The organism is Micromonospora sp. NBRC 101691 (assembly GCF_030269285.1).
In the GTDB taxonomy this organism is placed as follows: Bacteria; Actinomycetota; Actinomycetes; order Mycobacteriales; family Micromonosporaceae; genus Micromonospora; species Micromonospora echinospora.
On sequence record NZ_BSTB01000011.1, the window covers coordinates 19,912 to 38,736 of the forward strand.

The window sequence follows — 18,825 nt, forward strand, 5'->3', positions numbered from 1 at the left end:
ACCCACACGGAGGAGACATGATCGTTGACGCAGACGTGATCACTACCGAGCACTGGCGGCTGCGCGCGCCGACGGTGGCGTCGGCGGGCCGGACGGTGTGCGTGCCCACCGTCCACCCGGTCGGCGACCGGCGCGTGCTCCGGTGCGCGCAGGCGGTGCTGGACGCCGGTTTCGACGTCCACCTGATCTGGCTCGGGGGAGAGCCGGGCGAGTCCCGTCCCCACCCTCGGGTGCGGGAGACCCGGCTGCCCGAACCGACCTCGGCGCGGCAGCGGCTGCGGCTGGTGCCGGCGGTCGCGGCGGTGGCCCGACGGACCCACGCCGACCTGTGGCACATCCACGACTACTACCTGCTGCCGCACGCCCGGCGCTGGTCCCGCCGCACCGGGCGACCGGTGCTGTACGACGTCCACGAGTACTACCCCGAGTACTACTCGCAGCGGTTCGCCGCCCCCGCGCCGGTGCAGCACGCCGCGCGCCGGCTGGTGGCCGGGGCGGAGCGGTGGTACGCCGGCCGGCTCGGGGCCGCCAACGCGGTCAGCGAGCAGTTGGCCGACCGGTTCCGGGCGCTGGGCCTGCCCGCCGTGGCCACGCCGAACTACCCGTCGGCCGACGCCTTCGCCCGACCGGCCCGGCCCCTCACCCCGGACCTGCTGCGCCGGGTCGTCCACACCGGCAGCCTGACCACCGACTACGGGGCGGACGTGCTCGTCGGCCTGGCCGTGGAGTTGGCGCAGCGGGCGCCCGACGTGGAGGTGCTGGCCGTCTCCCGGTTCCCCAGCGAGGCGGCCCGGCGGCGGTTCACCGAGGCGGTGGCGCGGGCGGGCCACCCGCCGAACCTGAGGATGCTGGATCCGGTGCCGGCACACGAGGTGGCCGACCTGCTGGCCACCTGCGGCATCGGCCTGTCCCTGATGCAGGACGTGGGGGAGGCCCGGCTCTCGGTCAACTCCAAGTTCTACGAGTACGCGATCATGGGGCTGGCGGTGGTCACCTCGGACCTGCCCGCGGCCCGTCACTTCGTCGAGGAACACGCGGTGGGGCGCTGCGTGCCACCGGCCCGCCCCGACCGCTTCGCCCAGGCGATCACCGACCTCGTCGCCGACGCCGAGGCGACCTGCGCCGCCGTGGACCGGGCCGCCGCGCGGGCCCGCGACGAGTTGTCCTGGGAACGGACCTGTGCGCCGCGACTGCGGGCGATCGTCCGGCACCTGCTGGACGTGGGCGGTGGGCTGCCCGGTCACGCCGTTCCCCGGCCCGCCCCGGTCGGCGTCGAGCGGGCGTAGCGACCCGGGGCACGGTCGTGGCGGTCGGGGAACTCAGAGGCGTGGCGTGGCGCCGGGGGTGGGACTCACCGCGTACACCAGGTTGTTCCCGGTGTTGCTCCCGACCCCGTCCGCTCCGGCCGCGACGTAGCAGTCGTGCAGGCTGTTGCCGGGAGCCTCCAGGATCCATCCGAAGCGGACCCGGAAGGCGACCCCCGTGATCTCGTTGCCCCGGCAGGGGGCCACCGAGCCGTCGGCGGTGGTGCCCTGTGACCCGTTGGCGAACGAGACGCCGTACCCGGGGCTGGAGATCGTGCCGGTGACGAACCGGTTGTGGCTCCCGCCGACCACCGCCAGGGCGGGAGCCCGGGAGTCGGTGATCCGGACGGTGAAGTCGGTGACCAGGTTGTCGTCGTTCGGGCCGTCCCAGCCCTCCTCGGCCGTCGTGGTCCGGTCGTCCAGGTAGACGGCCGTCCAGGTCGGTCCGGTGACGCAGACGCCACGGACCCGGTTGCGCCGGCAGCCCTGGTACAACCACAGCGCGCTGCCCTTGACCGTCTCCGGGGTGCCGCACGCGTGCAGGTGCAGGTCCACCAGGGTGCAGTCGCTGGCACCCCGGATGAGCGCGAAGCCGTTCTCGGCGTTGCGGACGGTCACGTTCTCCACCCGTCCCCACCGGACCTGGCGCCAGGTGACCGCGAAGAGGGAACGGACCGCGCCGCCCCAGACCTTGTTCCCGTCGACGGTGAGACCGTCGATGGCGGGTCGTACACAGCCGACCGAGACGGCCACCCCGGTGGCGCCGGTCAGGGCGGGTGTGTCGATGGTGACCGTCGTGCCGGTCACCGCGACCACGAGGGCGTACAACCGGCGGGCAACCCCGATGGACGTGGTGCTGGTGTGCGCGGCGGCGGTCGTGCCGTACGCGCCGCGGGTGACGCCGGTCAACGTGGCGCCGTCGAGTCCGGTGTACCTGACGAGTTCGCTGTCCACCTGGAGGGTGCCGGCCACCGGGAACCCGGTGGCGGAGGCCAGCGTGAGGCCGGTGGTCTGCGTCGCGGTGACCGGCTGGACCAGGCGGGTGAACTGGGTGTCCAGGATGCCGCCGACCGCCTGCACGGCGACCACCGCGTCCACCTGGATGCCGGCGGCGGAGACGACGATGAGTTGACGGCCGCCGGCCGCGATCGAGCCGGTGGTGGTGAGGACCCGGGTGGTGAGCACCTCGGGCAACTGTCCGTCCGGGCTGCGCATCGTCACCCCGGGCAGGACGAACCCCACGCCACCGTCCTGGACGACCCCCTTCACCTGGTAGGTGCCCGGCGGTGCGGTGACCTGGCCGCCCCCGGCCTTCCGGGCCGCGTCGTTGGCGGCCTGGAAGGCGTCCCGGTTCACCGTCCAGGTCGCGTCGGGGCTGGCTCCGAAGTCGGCGGCGTCGTACAACGGTCCTCCTCGGGGAAGCGGCGGATGCCCGCCGGTGCCGGGTCCACGCAGGCTATGGAGCGCCGCCCGTCCCCTGAGTCAGCTTTTTGACTTTGTAGTCCGGGTAGAGATGATTTGCCTGGTATGCGTTTCTTCGCGTCTTCGGTGGTCGTTGTTCCGGCGTCATGACATGTGTGAACGACGAAACGGGGGCCTCCGCGTGACCGTGTTGCCTGCCGGATGCCGAGTGTTGATCACCGGTGGTACCGGCTCCTTCGGACAGACGATGGTGCGACGCCTGCTCGACCACGACGTCGCCGAGATCCGGGTGTTCAGCCGCGACGAGGCCAAACAGGACGCCATGCGCCGGGTGCTCGCCGACGACCGGATCCGCTACCACGTCGGCGACGTCCGGGACCTCGACTCGGTCCGGGCCGCCAGCCGGGACGTCGACCACGTCTTCCACGCCGCCGCGCTCAAACAGGTGCCGTCCTGCGAGTTCTTCCCGCTGGAGGCGGTCCGGACCAACGTCCAGGGCAGCGCCAACGTGATCGAGGCGGCGGAACGCCACGGCGTCGGGTCGGTCGTGCTGCTCAGCACGGACAAGGCGGTCCACCCGGTCAACGCCATGGGCATCAGCAAGGCGCTGATGGAGAAGGTCGCCCAGGCGTACGCCCGGAACAACCCGCGCAGCCGGACCACCGTCTCCTGCGTCCGGTACGGCAACGTCATGTACTCCCGGGGCTCGGTGATCCCGCTCTTCGTCGAGCAGATCCGGGCCGGGCGCGCGCCGACGGTCACCGACCCGGCGATGACCCGGTTCCTGATGTCGCTGGACGACTCGGTCGAACTGGTCGAGCACGCCTTCACCCACGCCCGTCCCGGCGACGTCTTCGTCCGCAAGGCGGTGGCCTGCACTATCGGCGACCTCGCCGAGGCCGTCTGCCAGCTCTTCGACGTGCCCGCCAAGATCGAGACGATCGGCGTACGGCACGGCGAGAAGCAGGACGAGACGCTGGCCAGCCGGGAGGAACTCGCCCGCGCCGACGACTTCGGCGACTTCTTCCGGGTGCCGCTGGACGCCCGCGACCTGAACTACGCGCTCTACGTCACCGAGGGCGACCTCGGCGGCTCCCCGGCCGAGGACTTCACCTCGGCCAACGCGCCCCGGCTGGACGTACCCCGGATCGTGGACCTGCTCCGGACGCTGCCCGAGATCCGCGCGGAGCTGGCGCTGCGCGATCCGGTGCTGGCGTGTTGAGGGTCGCGGTCACCGGCGCGGGCGGCTTCCTCGGCTGGCACGTCCGGGTGCTCGCCCGCGCGCTCGGCTGGCCGGAGCCGGTGGTGCTCACCCGCGCCGACCTGACCGACCCGGCGACCGTGGCCGCCCGGATCGCCGGCGTCGACCGGTTGCTGCACCTGGCCGGCGTCAACCGGGGCGACCCGACCGAGGTCGCCGCCGGCAACGTCCGGCTGGCCGCCGCCCTGGCCCGGGGACTGGAACGCTGCCCGCAGCCGCCGGGCGCCGTGGTCTACGCCAACTCGACGCAGGCCGGCAACGGCACCCCGTACGGCGACGCGAAGGCCGTCGCCGCGGCCTCCCTCGCCGCCGTCCGCCCCGACCTGGTCGACCTGCGGCTACCCAACCTGTACGGCGAGCACGGCCTGCCGTACTACAACTCGGTGGTGGCCACCTTCTGCCGGCTGCTCGCCGAGGGCGGCCGACCCGAGGTGCACCACGACCGTGAACTGACCCTGGTGCACGTCACCGACGCGGCGGCCCGGCTGCTCGGCGCGCCCGACGGCCACCCCTGGGACGCCACCATGCCGGGGCTGCGCATCGGCGTGCGGGACCTGGCCACGCTGCTCAGCGGCTTCGCGGCCGGCTACCGCACCGGGGAGATCCCCGACCTGCCGGACCGGCACGCGGTACGGCTGTTCAACACCTACCGGTCGCACTGCTTCCCGGGGCACTACCCGGTGCCGCTGGTCCGTCGCTCCGACGCCCGGGGCGACCTGGTCGAGGCGGTGAAGGCGCACGGCGGCGGCGGACAGACCTTCTGTTCCACCACCCGCCCCGGCGCGGTGCGGGGGGAGCACTTCCACCTGGCCAAGCTGGAGCGGTTCTGCGTGCTCCAGGGCACGGCGGAGATCCGGCTGCGCCGGATCGGCGACGACCGGGTGGTCCGGTTCCCGGTCGGCGGCGACGAGCCGGTGGTGGTGGACATGCCGACGATGTGGACGCACCACATCGTCAACACCGGGCGGGACGACCTGCTCACCCTCTTCTGGACCAACGAGGTCTTCGACCCGGCCCGCCCGGACACCTGGCCCGAGCCGGTCGGGCAGCCCGCCCCCGAGCCGGCCGCCGCCCTGGCCGGCTGACCGCCCACCCGGCCGAACGCCCGGAGCCCCGCCGACCGTCACGGTCGGCGGGGCTCCCGCCTTGCCCTGTGCGCGGGGGGATCAACTCCAGTTGCGGCATGTCGGGGCCTCGGCTCGGCCGGAGACCCCGACCTGCCGCAACTCGCGTGGAACACCGGGTGCGGCCGGGTTGGGTCAGCGGCCGAGGACGGCCTGCACGGTGCGGGCCAGGATCAGCAGGTCGCCGAGGAAGCTGCGGGTCTCGACGTACCGCACGTACAGCTCCACCTTGCGCGGCAGCACCACCGAGACGTAGTAGTCCTCGGGGCGGTCCGCGCGGGCCAGCTCCGCCGACTCGTTGCGGTACGCGATCGACGCCGGGTCGGTGATGCCCGGCCGGACGGACAGGATGCGCCAGCGGGCCACCGACGGCCAGTGGTCGACGTAGCACCGGACCTCGGGACGGGGGCCGACCAGGCTCATCCGGCCGAGCAGCACGTCGTAGAGCTGGGGCAGCTCGTCGAGCTTGCTGGCCCGCAGCAGGCGGCCGACGCGGGTGATCCGGTCGTCGCCGTCCGAGGTGACCTCCGGCCCGGGCGCGGGGCGCATGCTGCGGAACTTGTGGATGTGGAAGGGACGGCCGCGTCGGCCGGTGCGTTCCTGCCGGAACAGCACCGGCCCGCCGTCCTCCCAGCGGATCGCCACGGCGATCACGAGCAGCAGCGGAGCGCAGAGCACCAGCCCCACCGCCGCGCAGACGATGTCGAACAGTCTTTTGATCATTGCAGGACCTTGCTGACGGTACGGATGACGAGATCCACCTGCTCGTCGTCCATGGCCGAGAAGAGCGGCAGGCTGACCACCCGCGCGAACTCCCGGCTGGCGACGGGGAACATGTCGTCGGTCAACGCGAGCCAACGACGCCAGTGGGTGTGCTGGTGCAGTGGGATGAAGTGGACGCTGCACCCGACGCCGAGCCGGGACATCTCCACGATGAACCGGTCCCGGTCGACCGGGGCGTCCGGCCGGAGCCGGACCACGAAGAGGTGCCACGCGTACACGTCCGCCTCCGGCGCGGGGGCCGGCAGGTCCAGCGGCAGACCGGCGAACGCCGCCCGGTACCGGGCGGCGATCTGCTCGCGGCGTCGCCGCATCGACTCGGCGCGGGCGAGCTGCACCAGCCCCATCGCCGCCGCCGGGTCGGTCAGGTTGTGCTTGAACCCGGCGTCGACCACGTCGTACCGCCAGGCGGGCCGGTCGCTGCGGTAGCGGTCGAAGCCGTCCCGGTCGAAGCCGTGCAGCCGCATCACCCGGACCCGGCGGGCGAGGTCGGGATCCCGGGTGACCAGCATGCCCCCCTCGCCGGTGGTGATGGTCTTGGTGGCGTAGAAGCTGAAGACCGTGGCGGCGGTCGGGCCGGCGCCGACCGGCACGCCGCCGCTGGCCGCGGGGAAGGCGTGCGCGGCGTCCTCCACGACGGCCACGCCGTGGCGGCGGGCGAACTCGTGCAGCCGGGTCCCGTCGACCGGCTGACCGGCGAAGTGCACCGGCAGGACGGCGACGGTGCGCCCGGTGACCTTGCGGGCCGCGTCGTCGAGGTCGATGGTGAGGGTCACCGGGTCGACGTCCACCAGCACCGGGACCGCGCCGACGTGCACGACCACCTCGGCGGTGGCGGTGAAGGTCCAGGTCGGGACGAGGACCTCCGTGCCCGGCCCCACCCCCAGCGCCTCCAGCGCGAGGTGCAGGCCGGCGGTTGCCGAACTCAGCGCGACGGCGGTGAGACCCGGCCCGCAGTACGTGGCGAACCGCTCCTCGAACTCGCGCACGAGGGGGCCGCTGGAGAGCCAGCCGGACCGGATCGCCGACGTGACGGCGGCGATCTCCGCCTCCCCGACGTCGGGTAGCGCGAAGGGAAGAGTGCGGTCATCCATGCCGGTCCTCCTGCATATGTGTTTTACGCACCAATTGATGCGGCTGAGGATAAACTGCCGATGTCCGTTAGATGCCTGATTTCACGTATTGCAGTTGTTTGGGAATGAGGTGAGGGTGTGCGGCTCGGCCTGCTCAGCCAGTGGTTCGACCCGGAGCCCGGTCCGGCCGCGCTGCCCGGCGTCCTCGCCCGTGGCCTGGCCGCCCGTGGCCACGACGTACAGGTGCTCACCGGCTTTCCGAACTGGCCCACCGGGCGGCTCGCCCCCGGTTACCGGATGACCCGCCGCGTCGACGAGGTCGCCGACGGCGTCCACGTCCGACGGGTGGCCCTCTATCCCAGTCACGACCGCTCGGCGGCGCGCCGGCTGGCCACGTACGGCTCGTTCGCCGCGTCCGCGCTGGTCTCCGGCACACCCGCGTTGCGCGGCCTCGACGCGCTCTGGGTGAGCAACTCACCGATCACCGTCGCGCTGCCGATGTGGTTCGTCCGGTACGCCCACCGGGTGCCGGTCGTGCTGCACGTGCTGGACCTGTGGCCGGACAGCGTCCGGGCCAGCGGCTTCCTCGACGCCGGACGCGCCGGCCGTCCACTCGCCGAACGGGCGATGCACACCTGGTGCGCGGCGATGTACCGCGCCGCCGCCCGGGTCGCCTACATCTCGCCCGGCGTCGGCGACCTGCTCGCGCGACGGGGTGTGCCGGAGGAGAAACTCGTGCACATTCCGATGTGGGCGGACGAGACCCCGACGCCCCCGCCTTCCGACCTGCGCGCCGAACTCGGCATCACCGCCGACCGGGTCGTGCTGGTCTACGCCGGCACGCTCGGCGAGGCCCAGGGCCTCGACACCCTGGTCGACGCCGCCGCCCAGGTCGACGATCCCCGGCTGCTCTGCCTGGTCGCCGGTTCCGGTACCGCCGAACGGCGACTGCGGGACCGGGCCAGGTCGGTCGGCCTGACCAACCTCCGGTTCCTCGGGCGACTGCCCCGGGAACGGATGCCCGCCCTGATGGCGGCGGGCGACGTCCACTACGTCGGGCTCCGGGCGGGGGGTATGTCGGCGTACACCATGCCGAGCAAGGTGCAGGCCACCCTCGCCGCCGGTCGCGCGCTGCTGGTCGCCGCCGAAGGGGACGCCGCCACGGTCGCGCGGGACAGCGGAGCGGGGATCACCGCCCGACCCGGCGTCCCGGAGTCGGTCGCCGCCGCGATCCGCGAGGCCTGCCAGCTCGGCCGGGAGAAGCTGCACCTGCTCGGCGCGGCCGGTCGGGAGTACTACCGGCGCACCTTCTCCGTCGCCGCCGGGGTCACCCGGATCGAGGCGGCGCTGCGGGAGGCCACGGCGACCGGAGGGCGACGGTGACCGCCGTCGACCTCGCCCCGCTGACCGGCCACGACGTGCCCGCCGCCGCCGACCTGCACCTGCGGGCCTTTCCCCGGTTCTTCCTGTCCCGCTTGGGCGCGCCGTTCCTGCGCGAGTTCTACGCCGGGTTCGTCGACGACCCGGACGCGGTCACCGTCGTGTCGCGGGGCGGGGACGGCCGGCTGCTCGGGGTCGTGGTCGGCACCGTCACGCCGGACGGCTTCTTCGGTCGGCTGCTGCGCCGACGCGGTCACCGGATGGCCGTGGCCGCCGTCCGCCCCGCCCTGCGCGACCCCCGCGCCGTCGGGCGTCTGGTACGCGGCATCGCGTACCGGGGGGACGTCCCGGTCGCGGCGCGCGGGGCGCTGCTCAGCTCGATCTGCGTCGACCCGGCGGCGGCCGGCGGCGGTTACGGCCGGCAGCTGATCGACACGTGGTGGCGGCGGGTGCGGGAACGCGGGGTGTACGACGCCTACCTGAGCACCGACGCCGACGACAACGACCGGGTCAACGCCTTCTACCGGCGGGCCGGGTGGACGCTGGTCGGCGACTACGCCACCCGGGAGGGACGGCGGATGAACTGCTACGCCGTCTCGGTCGGTTCGACCGTCGGATCGGGGACGCGTCGGAACGATCTCTGACGGGTAGAGTGCTGCGGCCGGCGGCAGGTACGCCGCCCGACCGCAGGGAGCCCGTCCGTGCTGCACTTGAGGATCATCACGCCGGCCGACCGGTCCGAGGCGGTGGCCGACCTGCTCGCCGCCGATCCGGGAGTGGCCCACCTGGCCGTCCTCCCGGGCGCCGCCCGCCAGCCGGTCGGTGACCTGATCCTCTGCGACGTGGTCCGGGAGAGCGCCGACCACGTGCTGCACCGCCTCCAGGAACTCGGCGTGGAGGCCCGGGGCGGGGTCAGCGCGGACGACGTCGAGCTGACCCTCTCCTCGGCCGCCGAGCGGGCCGCCCGGGAGGCCCCCGGGCACGCCGACGACGCCGTCGTCTGGGACGAGATCGCCGCCAAGACCGGCGAGCAGACCGAACTGTCCGGCACCTACCTCGTGCTGATCGTCGTCGCCACCATGCTCTCCGGCATCGCGGTGCTGCTGGACCAGCCGATCCTCATCGTCGGCGCGATGGTGGTCGGCCCCGAGTTCGGACCGCTCGCCGCACTCTGCGTCGCCCTGCTGCGCCGCAAGCCCCGGATCATCGTCCGGTCGGTGCAGGCCCTGGTGGTCGGCTTCCTGGCGGCGATCGTGGCCACCATCCTGAGCACCTGGGCGCTGACCGCTGCCGGCCTGGTCGACCGGGGGATGCTGCTCGCCGAACGGCCGGTGACCGACTTCATCTGGCGCCCGGACGCGCTCTCCTGGGTGGTCGGCCTGCTCGCCGGGATCGCCGGCATGCTCTCGCTCACCTCGAAGAAGTCCGGCAGCCTGGTCGGCGTGCTGATCTCGGTGACCACCGTGCCGGCCGCCGCGAACGCGGCGGTCGCCCTGGCCTACGGGGTGTGGCACGAGGCGGGCGGCTCGATGCTCCAACTCCTGATCAACATCTGCGCGATCGTGGTCTCCGGGCTGCTCACCCTGGCCGTGCAGCAACTCTGGTGGTGGCGCGTGGCCCGGCGCACCGGCCCGGTCACGGCCAGTCGTCCCCCGCGTCGAGCCGCCGGGTGAGCAGCTCCCGCAGCGGGACGGAGTCGCCGTCCCGGCCACCCTCCCCGACGATCAGCGGCGCGGGGTGGGGCTGCGGCGTCGCCCCGAACAGCCGGGACCGCAGGCCACCCGGAACGGTCAGCAGGTAGAAGCGCCCCTCGACGTCCACCGCCCGGGTCCCGGCGCGGTCGACGTACCAGCCGGTCAGGCCGGTGCGGTACCGCCCGCTGCCGGAGTAGGAACCGGCCACCAGCGGAGTCGTCCGCAGCCCGCGCCGGGTCGCCTCGTCGACGAACCCGGCGACCAGCTGGGCGGCCTCGGCCTGCTCGACGGCGCGTCGCCGCTCGTCCGCGGCGGCGTGCGCCCGCACCGCGCGCTGCCGCTGATCCCGCCACTCCCGGCCGTCGCCCTCACCCACGCCCCCGACGGTACGCCGCCGCGCGTCCGCCGGCGGCGCGGGCTCCCGGGCCGGTCCCGCCCGGCGGCGTCCTCACCGGCCCGAGCGGGTGATGCGATTCCGCCCCGGTCCAACGTCGGTACGGTCCTCCGGGCCCGCTGTGGTGCTCCCGGCTCCGCCTGAGCCAGCCGTCAGGCGAGGGGCGGGGGAGCAGGGTGGGGGGTAGCGTCCTTTAGAGCTGCCCCGTTCGTGCGCCCGATGTTCGTGCGCCCGATGTTCGTGCGCCTGCTGTTTCTGCGCCTGCTGTTCGTGCGTCCGCTGTTCGTGCGCCACTCCGTGTGCGCCCGCCGTCAGTTGGCTCTGCCGGCCGGGGTGCACTTCCGGCGGCGAGAGGCAGAGGACAGCCTGCCCACCGGCCTGTGCTCTCCCGCCTGTGCCCGTCCGGGTGCAGGACGATGCCCTGATCGGACCACGGGGACCGGCGGGGCCACGGTAGGGGCCGCCCACGGCGCCGTGGTGGTGCGCGAGGTGCCAGACCCTCTGCCCCGTCTGTGCGGGCAGCTCCAAAGGACGTGGTGTGCCACCTCGCCGCCCCCGCCGAGGCAGCCCACGCGGCTCCGCGCCGAGGCAGCCCACGCGGCCCCGCGCGCCGAGGCAGCCCGAGGGTCGCCCTGACCGGCTGGACGGGGCTCCAGCCCCGGCCCGAACGCCGGCTGATCTCCGCTGGCCCAGGGCTGACGCCGGCTGACCCTGGCCCGCCCGCTCAGGTGGCTGCCCCGGCCGAGTTGGACGGGACCCGGTCGTCGGATCCGGATCCGACGACCGGGGTCAGCTCCGAGTTGGTCGGCCGCAGGCTCAGGCCAGGCCGGCGCGGCGGAGGGCGTCAGCCATCGCCCCGGACGGCGGCGGGGTCGAGCTGCCCCGCCCCTGGCGCTGTGGCGCGCCGCCGCTCCGCGAACCCCGGGCGCCACCCCGGTCCGCCGTCGAGGCGTCCCGGTCGCCGCGTCCGCCCTGGTCCCCTCGGGCACCGCGTCCACCCTGGTCGCCCCGGGGGCCGCCGCGTTCCCGCCGGCCACCGTCGGCCGGCCCGCGACCGCCGGGCGTGCCCGGCTCGTCGTCCAGCCGCAGGGTCAGCGAGATCCGCTTGCGCGGCACGTCCACGTCGAGGACCTTGACCCGGACCACGTCACCGGACTTCACCACGTCCCGGGGGTCCTTGACGAAGGTGTGCGACATCGCCGAGACGTGCACCAGGCCGTCCTGGTGTACGCCGACGTCGACGAACGCGCCGAAGGCGGCCACGTTGGTGACCACGCCCTCCAGGACCATGCCCGGGGTGAGGTCGCCGATCTTCTCCACGCCCTCGACGAAGGTGGCCGTCTTGAACTCCGGTCGCGGGTCGCGGCCCGGCTTCTCCAGCTCGGCCAGGATGTCGGTGACCGTGGGCAGGCCGAAGGTGTCGTCGACGAACTCGGTCGCCTTCAGTCCACGCAGGATCGTGCTCTTCCCGATCAGCGAGCGCAGGTCCTGCCCGGTCGAGGCGAGGATGCGCCGCACCACCGGGTACGCCTCCGGGTGCACGCTGGAGGAGTCGAGCGGGTCGTCGCCGCCGGGGATGCGCAGGAAGCCGGCGCACTGCTCGAACGCCTTCGGTCCGAGCCGGGCCACCTTCTTCAGCTCCGCCCGGGTCCGGAACGGCCCGTTGGCGTCCCGGTGCAGGACGATGTTCTCGGCCAGCCCGGCGCCGATGCCGGAGACCCGGGTCAGCAGCGGGGCGGAGGCGGTGTTGACGTCCACGCCGACGGCGTTCACACAGTCCTCGACCACCGCGTCCAGCGAGCGGGAGAGCTTCACCTCGGACAGGTCGTGCTGGTACTGCCCGACCCCGATCGAGCGCGGGTCGATCTTGACCAGTTCGGCGAGCGGGTCCTGGAGCCGGCGGGCGATCGAGACCGCCCCGCGCAGCGAGACGTCCAGGCCGGGCAGCTCCTGCGAGGCGTACGCGGACGCGGAGTAGACCGACGCGCCGGCCTCGGAGACCACCACCTTGGTCAGCTTCAGCTCCGGGTGCCGCTTGATCAGGTCGGCGGCGAGCTTGTCGGTCTCCCGGCTGGCCGTGCCGTTGCCGATGGCGACCAGTTCGACGCCGTGCGCGGCGGCCAGCGTGGCCAGCGTGGCGATCGAGGCGTCCCACTGCCGGCGCGGCTCGTGCGGGTAGATCGTGTCGGTGGCGACCACCTTGCCGGTGGCGTCCACCACGGCCACCTTGACCCCGGTCCGCAGCCCCGGGTCCAGGCCCATCGTCGGGCGGGTGCCGGCCGGCGCGGCGAGCAGCAGGTCCCGCAGGTTGGTGGCGAAGACCCGCACCGCCTCGTCCTCGGCCGCCTGCCACAGCCTCATCCGCAGGTCCGCGCCGAGATGGATGAGGATCCGGGTCCGCCAGGCCCAGCGCACCGTGTCGGCCAGCCAGCGGTCCGCCGGTCGCCCCTGGTCGCTGACACCGAAGCGTCCCGCGATGGCCGCCTCGTAGCGGGTCGGGCCGGTGACCGGGGCGTCGGCGTCGCCGTCGGACTCCGGGTCCATGGTCAGGTCGAGGATCCCCTCCTTCTCGCCCCGCAGCATCGCCAGGATCCGGTGCGAGGGGAGCTTCGGGTACGGCTCGGCGAAGTCGAAGTAGTCGGCGAACTTCGCGCCGGCCGTCTCCTGCCCCTCGCGTACCCGGGCGACCAGCCGGCCCCGCGACCACATCTGCTCGCGGAGCGTACCGATCAGGTCGGCGTCCTCGGCGAACCGCTCGATGAGAATGGCCCGCGCGCCCTCCAACGCGGCGGCCTGGTCGGCGACGCCCTTCTCGGCGTCGACGTAGCCGGCGGCGACGCTCTTCGGGTCCTGCGTCGGATCGCCCAGCAGCGCGTCGGCGAGCGGCTCCAGGCCCGCCTCCCGGGCGATCTGTGCCCGGGTCCGCCGCTTCGGCTTGTACGGCAGGTAGATGTCCTCCAGCCGGGCCTTCGAGTCGGCGGCCATGATCTGTGCTTCCAGGGCCTCGTCGAGCTTGCCCTGGCTGCGGATCGACTCCAGGATGGCGGCGCGCCGCTCGTCCAGCTCGCGCAGGTAGCGCAGCCGCTCCTCGAGGGTGCGCAGCTGCGCGTCGTCGAGCAGGCCGGTGGCCTCCTTGCGGTACCGGGCGATGAACGGCACGGTCGCGCCGCCGTCGAGCAGCTCCACGGCTGCGCGTACCTGACGTTCGGTGACGCCGAGTTCCTCGGCGATCCGCTGATGAACGGACTGGGTCACGATCTGATCCGCCTTCTCGGGTGGGGTACGCCCTGCATTGTGCCGTCCTGCCCCGACAGCACCGTCGTCCGGTACGTGGGCGCGCCGGCGGGACCGCCGCGCTAGCCTTGTGATCATGGAACAACCTGCGGACCCCCGGGCCCGGCGGCTCTTCGGCGGGAGCGCCCGTGCCCTGGGTGACCTCGCGGCGAGTCCGTTCCGCGCCGACCGGGACCGGATCGTGGGCTCACCCTTCTTCACCCGCCTCGGCGGCGTGACCCAGGTGGTCAGCCCCGGCGGCTCCGGGCTGCTGGTGCACAACCGCCTCACCCACAGCCTGAAGGTCGCCCAGGTGGCCCGGGCCATCGCCGAGCGGCTCACCGCCGACGACCGGTACCGGGACCTGCTGGCCGCCCTCGGCGGCTGCGACCCGGACGTGGTGGAGGCCGCCGCGCTCGCCCACGACCTCGGACACCCGCCCTTCGGGCACCTGGGGGAGCGGGTGCTGGACCGGCTGGCCCGCCAGCGCCTCGGCCTGCCCGACGGATTCGAGGGCAACGCGCAGTCGTACCGGATCGTCACCTCGACCGAGATCGGCGGCGCGGCCACCATCGGCCTCGACCTGACCGCGGCGGTCCGGGCCGCGATGCTGAAGTATCCGTGGACGCGGCTGGACCACCCCGACCCGCACCCCCGGCACCTGGACCCGCCGCCCCGGGGGGCCGCCGCCCCGCCCGACGATCCGGCCAGCGGCTCGGCCAAGTTCGGCGCCTACCGCACAGAGCTGGACGACCTGCGCCAGGCCCGGGAGCCGTTCGCGGGTCGGATCGCCGACTGGCAGCAGACCGTCGAGGCATCGGTGATGGACACCGCCGACGACATCGCGTACGCCATCCACGACGTGGAGGACTTCCACCGGGTCGGCGTGCTCCAACAGGGCGCGGTGGCCGCCGAGCTGATCGCCTGGCAGCGGGAGCACGGGCACTACCGGTCGGTCACCGACGCGGCGCTGGCCAGCCCCGCCCGGCGCCCCGGCGCGGCGATCGAGCGGCTGCGCCGGCAGCTGCACCGCAAGGACGACTGGATCGCCGACGACGAGGCGTTCGCCGCCGCCGTCGAGCACGTCCGCCGGGAAGTGGTGGAGGGGCTGCTGGCGCTACCGTTCGACGGCTCGATCGAGGCGGAGCAGTACGTGGCCCGGTTCTCCGCCCGCTGGACGGCCCGGTTCGTCGACGCGATCCGGGTGGTCGAGAAGCCGTCGGTGCGCTCCGGACACGTGCAGCTCGCCGCGCCGCAGTGGCACGAGGTGCAGGTGCTCAAGTTCGTGCACCACCGGTTCGTGCTGGCCCGCCCGGACCTCGCGCTGCACCAACGCGGCCAGGCCCGGCTGCTCGGCTCGCTGGTCGAGGCGCTCTGGGAGTGGCTGCTCGACCCGGAGGAGGAGTCCCGCCTGCCGCGCCGCCTGCACGACCTGGTGGAGTTGGCCGAGGCGGAACTGCACCCGCGTACCCCGGACCGGTCGGCGCGGGCCCGGGGGCGGGCCATCGTCGACTTCGTCGCGCTGCTCACCGACTCGCAGGCGGTGGCGATGCTGGACACGCTCTCCGGTCGCTCCGGCGCGCTCTGGACCGACGCCTTCGTGCTCTGAGCGGCACCGCTCAGGCGACCTGGTCCCACCAGGCGTCCACCGGTGGCGGGGCGTCCACGGTCACCCGCTCGCCGGGGCGCGGCACGGCGAGCCGGACACCCCGGGCCTTCGCCTCCCGCCAGAGCCGGTTCACCGGCTCGGCCCAGTCGTGCAGGGCCAGGTTGAAGGTGCACCAGTGCACCGGCACCAGCAGCCCGCCGCGTACGTCGAGGTGGGCGGCGACCGCCTCCTCCGGGAACATGTGGATGTTCGGCCAGGCCCGGTCGTACGCGCCGATCTGGGTCAGCGTCACGTCGAACGGCCCGTACCTCTCGCCGATCTCGGCGTATCCGGGGAAGTAGCCGGAGTCGCCGGTGTAGAAGACCCGGCGGTGCTCCCCGGCCACCACCCACGAACCCCAGAGCGTGCCGTCGCGGCGTAGGCCCCGGCCGGAGAAGTGCTGGGCGGCGGTGGCGGTGACGGTCAGCCCGGCCACCCGGTGGCTCTCCGCCCAGTCCAGCTCGACGATCCGGTCCGCCGGCACCCCCCACCGGTCCAGGTGCGCGCCGATGCCGAGCGGCACCAGGAACGGGGCGGACTGGGTGTCCCGCAGGCGCATCACCGTCGCCATGTCGAGGTGGTCGTAGTGGTCGTGGGAGATCAGGACCGCGTCCACCGGGGGCAGTTCGTCGAGGCGTACCGGCGGGGCGTGCAGCCGGCGCGGGCCGACCACCTGCGACGGGGAGCAGCGGTCGCTCCACACCGGGTCGACGAGCACCCGCCGTCCCTCGATCTCGACCAGCGCCGACGCGTGGCCGTACCAGACGACGGCGAGTTCCCGTTCGTCACCGCTGCCGGGGCTCGGACGTCTCAGCGGCACCGGCCGCGCGGGCCGGCGGCGCTGCTGCCCGAAGAGCAGTTCCCACACCAGGTTCCGGCCGGGGTCGGCGATCGTGGTGCGGACGTCGGCGGGATTGTGGAACGCGCCGTCGTGGAACTGCGGTGAGCGGCGGACGCGTTCGGCACGGGCACCGGCCAGCCGGCCACCCAGGGCGGCCGGCACGTCCCGGGCGGCCCAGGCCAGGGCGGCCAGCGCGGCCAGTCCCAGCACCCCGGCGACCCCGCCGCCCCGGCCCCGCCGTGTCCGCTGCGCGCGTCCCCCCATGATCGTTTTCCCCTCCGCCCGGTGGATTCCGGGTGCCCACGGTAGCCCCCGGCGCGTCAGCCGCCGTTGCTCGGGCGCTGCCGGGTGACCCGGTGGGCCGTCCCGGTGCCGGTCAGCCCGTCCACCGCGTCGAGGAAGCTCCGTCCCATCTTCGCCCGTGCCGTGACCGCCGGGTGGGTTCCGCCGAAGTTGCCCGGGTCGGCCTGCCCGGCGGCGAAGAGGGCGTACGTCAGCACCGGCGCGCCGGCCCGGTCGAAGATCATGCCGGCCTCGCAGCGGGCGCTGGCGTACCAGCCGCCCTTGCTGGCGATCCGGGCGCGCTCGTCGGAGGACATGGTGCGGCGGACGCCGTCGGTGTGCGCGATCGGGGAGCGCAGCTGCCGCAGCAGGAACGCCGTGGAGGCGGGCGAGAGCAGGGTGCCGGCGACCAGGGCCCGGAGCAGGTCGTGGGTCTCCCGGGGCGTGCTGGTGCCGAGGTAGAACCGGTAGGGGTTGGCCACCGGCTGCACCTGCGTGTTCGGGAAGCCCTTGGCGACCAGGATCGCGTTCAGCTCGGCGGCCGGGCAGACCGAGCCGCAGAGCCGTACCGCGGTGTCGTCGGAGACGGTGAGCAGCGCGGCGAGAGCGTGGCCGAGCGTGACCGAGCTGGGGTACGCCCCGTCCAGGCTGAAGATCCCGTCCCCGCCGGGGACGACGATCGCCTCGGTGACGTCGACCCGCTGGGTGAGGGTGAGCAGTCCCCGGTCGACCTTGTCCAGCACCGCCGTGGCCACGGCGATCTTGTTGACGCTGTACGCCTCCAGCCGCAGGTTCGGCTCGTCGCTGACGGCCGGCAGGGGCGCGCCCGCCGCGTCGGCCACGCTGACGTACGCCTGCCAGCTGCCGCCCGCCTCGGCGATGCGCTGCTGGTACGCGGCGGCGACCAGCGCCGCGGCCTGGGCGGGGGTGCTCGCGGTCGGTGTCACGCCACGCTCCTCGGCCGACGCCGGTGACCCGTTGCCGAACACCGCGCCGGCGGTCGCCGCGGTGCCCAGCCCGAGAGCGGTCCTTCGGTTCATCCTGGCAGTCAAGCGCGTCTCCTCGTCGTGCGGCCGGGTGTCCCCGGTCACCCTAGGCGATGAGACGGTTCCGGTGGGTGCCCTGCCCGGCGGTGGGTGGGGCACCACCGGACTCACGGGGCGAGCACGACCTTGACGCAGCCGTCCTCCTTCTTCTGGAACATCTCGTACGCCTTCGGCGCGTCGCCGAGCGGCAGCCGGTGGGTGCGCAGGTCCTCCACGCCCAGCGGGTCGTCGTCGCCGGCCAGCAGCGGCAGGATCTCGTCGGTCCAGCGGCGGACGTGGCACTGTCCCATCCGCAGCTGCACGCCCCGGTCGAACATCTCCATCAGCGGCAGCGGGTCCACCTCGCCGCCGTACACCCCGGAGACGGAGACGGTGCCGCCCCGACGGACGGCCTTGAGCGCGGCCTTGAGCACCGTGAGCCGGTCCACACCCACCTTGTCGATCATCGGTTGGGCCAGTTTGTCCGGCAGCAGTCCGGCGGCGGCCTGGGCGAGCCGGCCGGCGGTGGAGCCGTGCGACTCCATCCCGACCGCGTCGATGACCGCGTCCGGGCCGCGCCCGTCCACCAGGTCGATCAGCGCGCCCGGGACGTCGTCCAGTTGGGCCACGTCGAGCACCTCGATGCCGTGCCGGCGGGCCATCTCCAGCCGCTCCGGCACCAGGTCCAGCCCGATCACCCGGCCCGCGCCGAGGTGCCGACCGATCCGGGCGCAGAACTGTCCGACCGGACCGAGCCCGAAGACGGCGAGCGTGCCGCCGGGCGGGGTGTCGGCGTACTTCACCGCCTGCCAGGCGGTGGGCAGGATGTCGGAGAGGTAGAGGTAGCGTTCGTCCGCGCCCGTCTCGGGCACCTTGACCGGCCCGAACTGGGCGTGCGGCACCCGCAGGTACTCGGCCTGCCCGCCGGGCACCGAGCCGTAGAGCGAGGTGTAGCCGAACAGGGCCGCGCCCTTGCCCTCGGCGGTGACCTGGGTGGTCTCGCACTGCGCGTAGAGCTGCCGCTGACACATCCAGCAGGACCCGCAGGAGATGTTGAACGGCACCACCACCCGGTCGCCCGGCTTCAGCCGGGTCACCCCGGGGCCGACCTCCTCGACGATCCCCATCGGCTCGTGCCCGAGGACGTCCCCCGGCTTCAGGTACGGCCCGAGCACCTCGTAGAGGTGCAGGTCGGAGCCGCAGATGGCGGTCGAGGTGATCCGGACGATCGCGTCGGTCGGTTCCTCGATCCTCGGGTCGGGCACCTCCTCGACCCGTACGTCCCGCTTCCCGTGCCAGGTCAGTGCGCGCATACCGGTTCCTC

The 18,825-nt window shown here is 73.8% G+C and carries 15 protein-coding genes; 7 read left to right on the forward strand and 8 right to left on the reverse strand.

The genetic code is table 11. The annotated features are described in order from the left end of the window. Positions 1-17 precede the first annotated feature (17 nt). Positions 18-1,286: a glycosyltransferase gene (locus QSK20_RS17855; RefSeq protein WP_285789725.1), complete on the forward strand. Its 1,269-nt coding sequence runs from the start codon at positions 18-20 to the stop codon at positions 1,284-1,286. A 33-nt stretch (positions 1,287-1,319) separates the two neighbouring features. Here the strand turns inward: QSK20_RS17855 and QSK20_RS17860 are convergent, their stop codons facing one another. Next, on the reverse strand, positions 1,320-2,708 hold the full coding sequence (locus tag QSK20_RS17860) for a hypothetical protein (RefSeq protein ID WP_285789726.1): 1,389 nt from the start codon (positions 2,706-2,708) through the stop codon (positions 1,320-1,322). Between the two features lie 169 nt (positions 2,709-2,877). On the opposite strand from QSK20_RS17860, the gene QSK20_RS17865 reads away from it, so the two are divergent. Together QSK20_RS17865 and QSK20_RS17870 are read left to right on the forward strand one after the other, a co-directional pair. Next, positions 2,878-3,948, forward strand: coding sequence for a polysaccharide biosynthesis protein (locus tag QSK20_RS17865; RefSeq protein ID WP_285789727.1), 1,071 nt, complete (start codon positions 2,878-2,880; stop codon positions 3,946-3,948). Beyond that, the gene (locus QSK20_RS17870; RefSeq protein ID WP_285789728.1) at positions 3,942-5,072 is read left to right on the forward strand and encodes a polysaccharide biosynthesis C-terminal domain-containing protein; all 1,131 of its coding nucleotides are present in this window, start codon (positions 3,942-3,944) and stop codon (positions 5,070-5,072) included. The genes QSK20_RS17865 and QSK20_RS17870 overlap by 7 nt, the downstream gene beginning before the upstream one ends. Before the next feature lie 174 nt (positions 5,073-5,246). On the opposite strand, the gene QSK20_RS17875 is transcribed toward QSK20_RS17870, so the two are convergent. Continuing rightward, positions 5,247-5,834, reverse strand: a complete 588-nt coding sequence (locus QSK20_RS17875) for a sugar transferase (RefSeq protein WP_285789729.1) — start codon at positions 5,832-5,834, stop codon at positions 5,247-5,249. Further along, positions 5,831-6,985, reverse strand: a complete 1,155-nt coding sequence (locus QSK20_RS17880) for a DegT/DnrJ/EryC1/StrS family aminotransferase (protein ID WP_285789730.1) — start codon at positions 6,983-6,985, stop codon at positions 5,831-5,833. Before QSK20_RS17880 ends, QSK20_RS17875 begins: the two co-directional genes overlap by 4 nt. Before the next feature lie 117 nt (positions 6,986-7,102). Between QSK20_RS17880 and QSK20_RS17885 the strand changes: the two genes are divergently transcribed. The 3 genes from QSK20_RS17885 to QSK20_RS17895 are packed head-to-tail and all read left to right on the forward strand — an operon-like array spanning position 7,103 to position 10,017. Continuing rightward, entirely contained in the window at positions 7,103-8,347 is a 1,245-nt protein-coding gene (locus QSK20_RS17885) for a glycosyltransferase family 4 protein (protein WP_285789731.1), read from the forward strand. Further along, the gene (locus QSK20_RS17890; protein WP_285789732.1) at positions 8,344-8,988 is read left to right on the forward strand and encodes a GNAT family N-acetyltransferase; all 645 of its coding nucleotides are present in this window, start codon (positions 8,344-8,346) and stop codon (positions 8,986-8,988) included. Before QSK20_RS17885 ends, QSK20_RS17890 begins: the two co-directional genes overlap by 4 nt. Before the next feature lie 57 nt (positions 8,989-9,045). Continuing rightward, entirely contained in the window at positions 9,046-10,017 is a 972-nt protein-coding gene (locus QSK20_RS17895; RefSeq protein WP_285789733.1) for a DUF389 domain-containing protein, read from the forward strand. Here QSK20_RS17895 and QSK20_RS17900 read toward each other — a convergent pair. Further along, the gene (locus QSK20_RS17900) at positions 9,980-10,414 is read right to left on the reverse strand and encodes a hypothetical protein (RefSeq protein WP_285789734.1); all 435 of its coding nucleotides are present in this window, start codon (positions 10,412-10,414) and stop codon (positions 9,980-9,982) included. The two genes, QSK20_RS17895 and QSK20_RS17900, sit on opposite strands and share 38 nt — an antisense overlap. A gap of 834 nt (positions 10,415-11,248) precedes the next feature. After that, positions 11,249-13,687 carry a Tex family protein gene (locus tag QSK20_RS17905; protein WP_285789735.1) on the reverse strand — a complete coding sequence of 813 codons (2,439 nt, stop codon included), beginning with the start codon at positions 13,685-13,687 and terminating at the stop codon, positions 11,249-11,251. A 115-nt stretch (positions 13,688-13,802) separates the two neighbouring features. On the opposite strand from QSK20_RS17905, the gene QSK20_RS17910 reads away from it, so the two are divergent. Then, positions 13,803-15,314, forward strand: a complete 1,512-nt coding sequence (locus QSK20_RS17910) for a deoxyguanosinetriphosphate triphosphohydrolase family protein (RefSeq protein WP_285789736.1) — start codon at positions 13,803-13,805, stop codon at positions 15,312-15,314. Between the two features lie 10 nt (positions 15,315-15,324). Here the strand turns inward: QSK20_RS17910 and QSK20_RS17915 are convergent, their stop codons facing one another. The 3 genes from QSK20_RS17915 to QSK20_RS17925 form a co-directional block, all read right to left on the reverse strand. Continuing rightward, positions 15,325-16,458, reverse strand: a complete 1,134-nt coding sequence (locus QSK20_RS17915; RefSeq protein WP_285789737.1) for an MBL fold metallo-hydrolase — start codon at positions 16,456-16,458, stop codon at positions 15,325-15,327. Positions 16,459-16,514: 56 nt separating this feature from the next. Beyond that, on the reverse strand, positions 16,515-17,516 hold the full coding sequence (locus QSK20_RS17920) for a serine hydrolase (protein ID WP_285789738.1): 1,002 nt from the start codon (positions 17,514-17,516) through the stop codon (positions 16,515-16,517). A gap of 113 nt (positions 17,517-17,629) precedes the next feature. After that, positions 17,630-18,814: a zinc-dependent alcohol dehydrogenase gene (locus tag QSK20_RS17925; RefSeq protein WP_285789739.1), complete on the reverse strand. Its 1,185-nt coding sequence runs from the start codon at positions 18,812-18,814 to the stop codon at positions 17,630-17,632. Between the last annotated feature and the right edge of the window lie 11 nt (positions 18,815-18,825).

Bases quoted from the DNA above. Each gene is read 5' to 3' on its own strand.
- QSK20_RS17855 (WP_285789725.1), top strand. From the start codon at position 18: ATGATCGTTGACGCAGACGTGATCACTACCGAGCACTGGCGGCTGCGC.
- QSK20_RS17865 (WP_285789727.1), top strand. From the start codon at position 2,878: ATGTGTGAACGACGAAACGGGGGCCTCCGCGTGACCGTGTTGCCTGCC.
- QSK20_RS17875 (WP_285789729.1), bottom strand. From the start codon at position 5,834: ATGATCAAAAGACTGTTCGACATCGTCTGCGCGGCGGTGGGGCTGGTG.
- QSK20_RS17880 (WP_285789730.1), bottom strand. From the start codon at position 6,985: ATGGATGACCGCACTCTTCCCTTCGCGCTACCCGACGTCGGGGAGGCG.
- QSK20_RS17910 (WP_285789736.1), top strand. From the start codon at position 13,803: ATGGAACAACCTGCGGACCCCCGGGCCCGGCGGCTCTTCGGCGGGAGC.
- QSK20_RS17915 (WP_285789737.1), bottom strand. From the start codon at position 16,458: ATGGGGGGACGCGCGCAGCGGACACGGCGGGGCCGGGGCGGCGGGGTC.
- QSK20_RS17920 (WP_285789738.1), bottom strand. From the start codon at position 17,516: ATGAACCGAAGGACCGCTCTCGGGCTGGGCACCGCGGCGACCGCCGGC.
- QSK20_RS17925 (WP_285789739.1), bottom strand. From the start codon at position 18,814: ATGCGCGCACTGACCTGGCACGGGAAGCGGGACGTACGGGTCGAGGAG.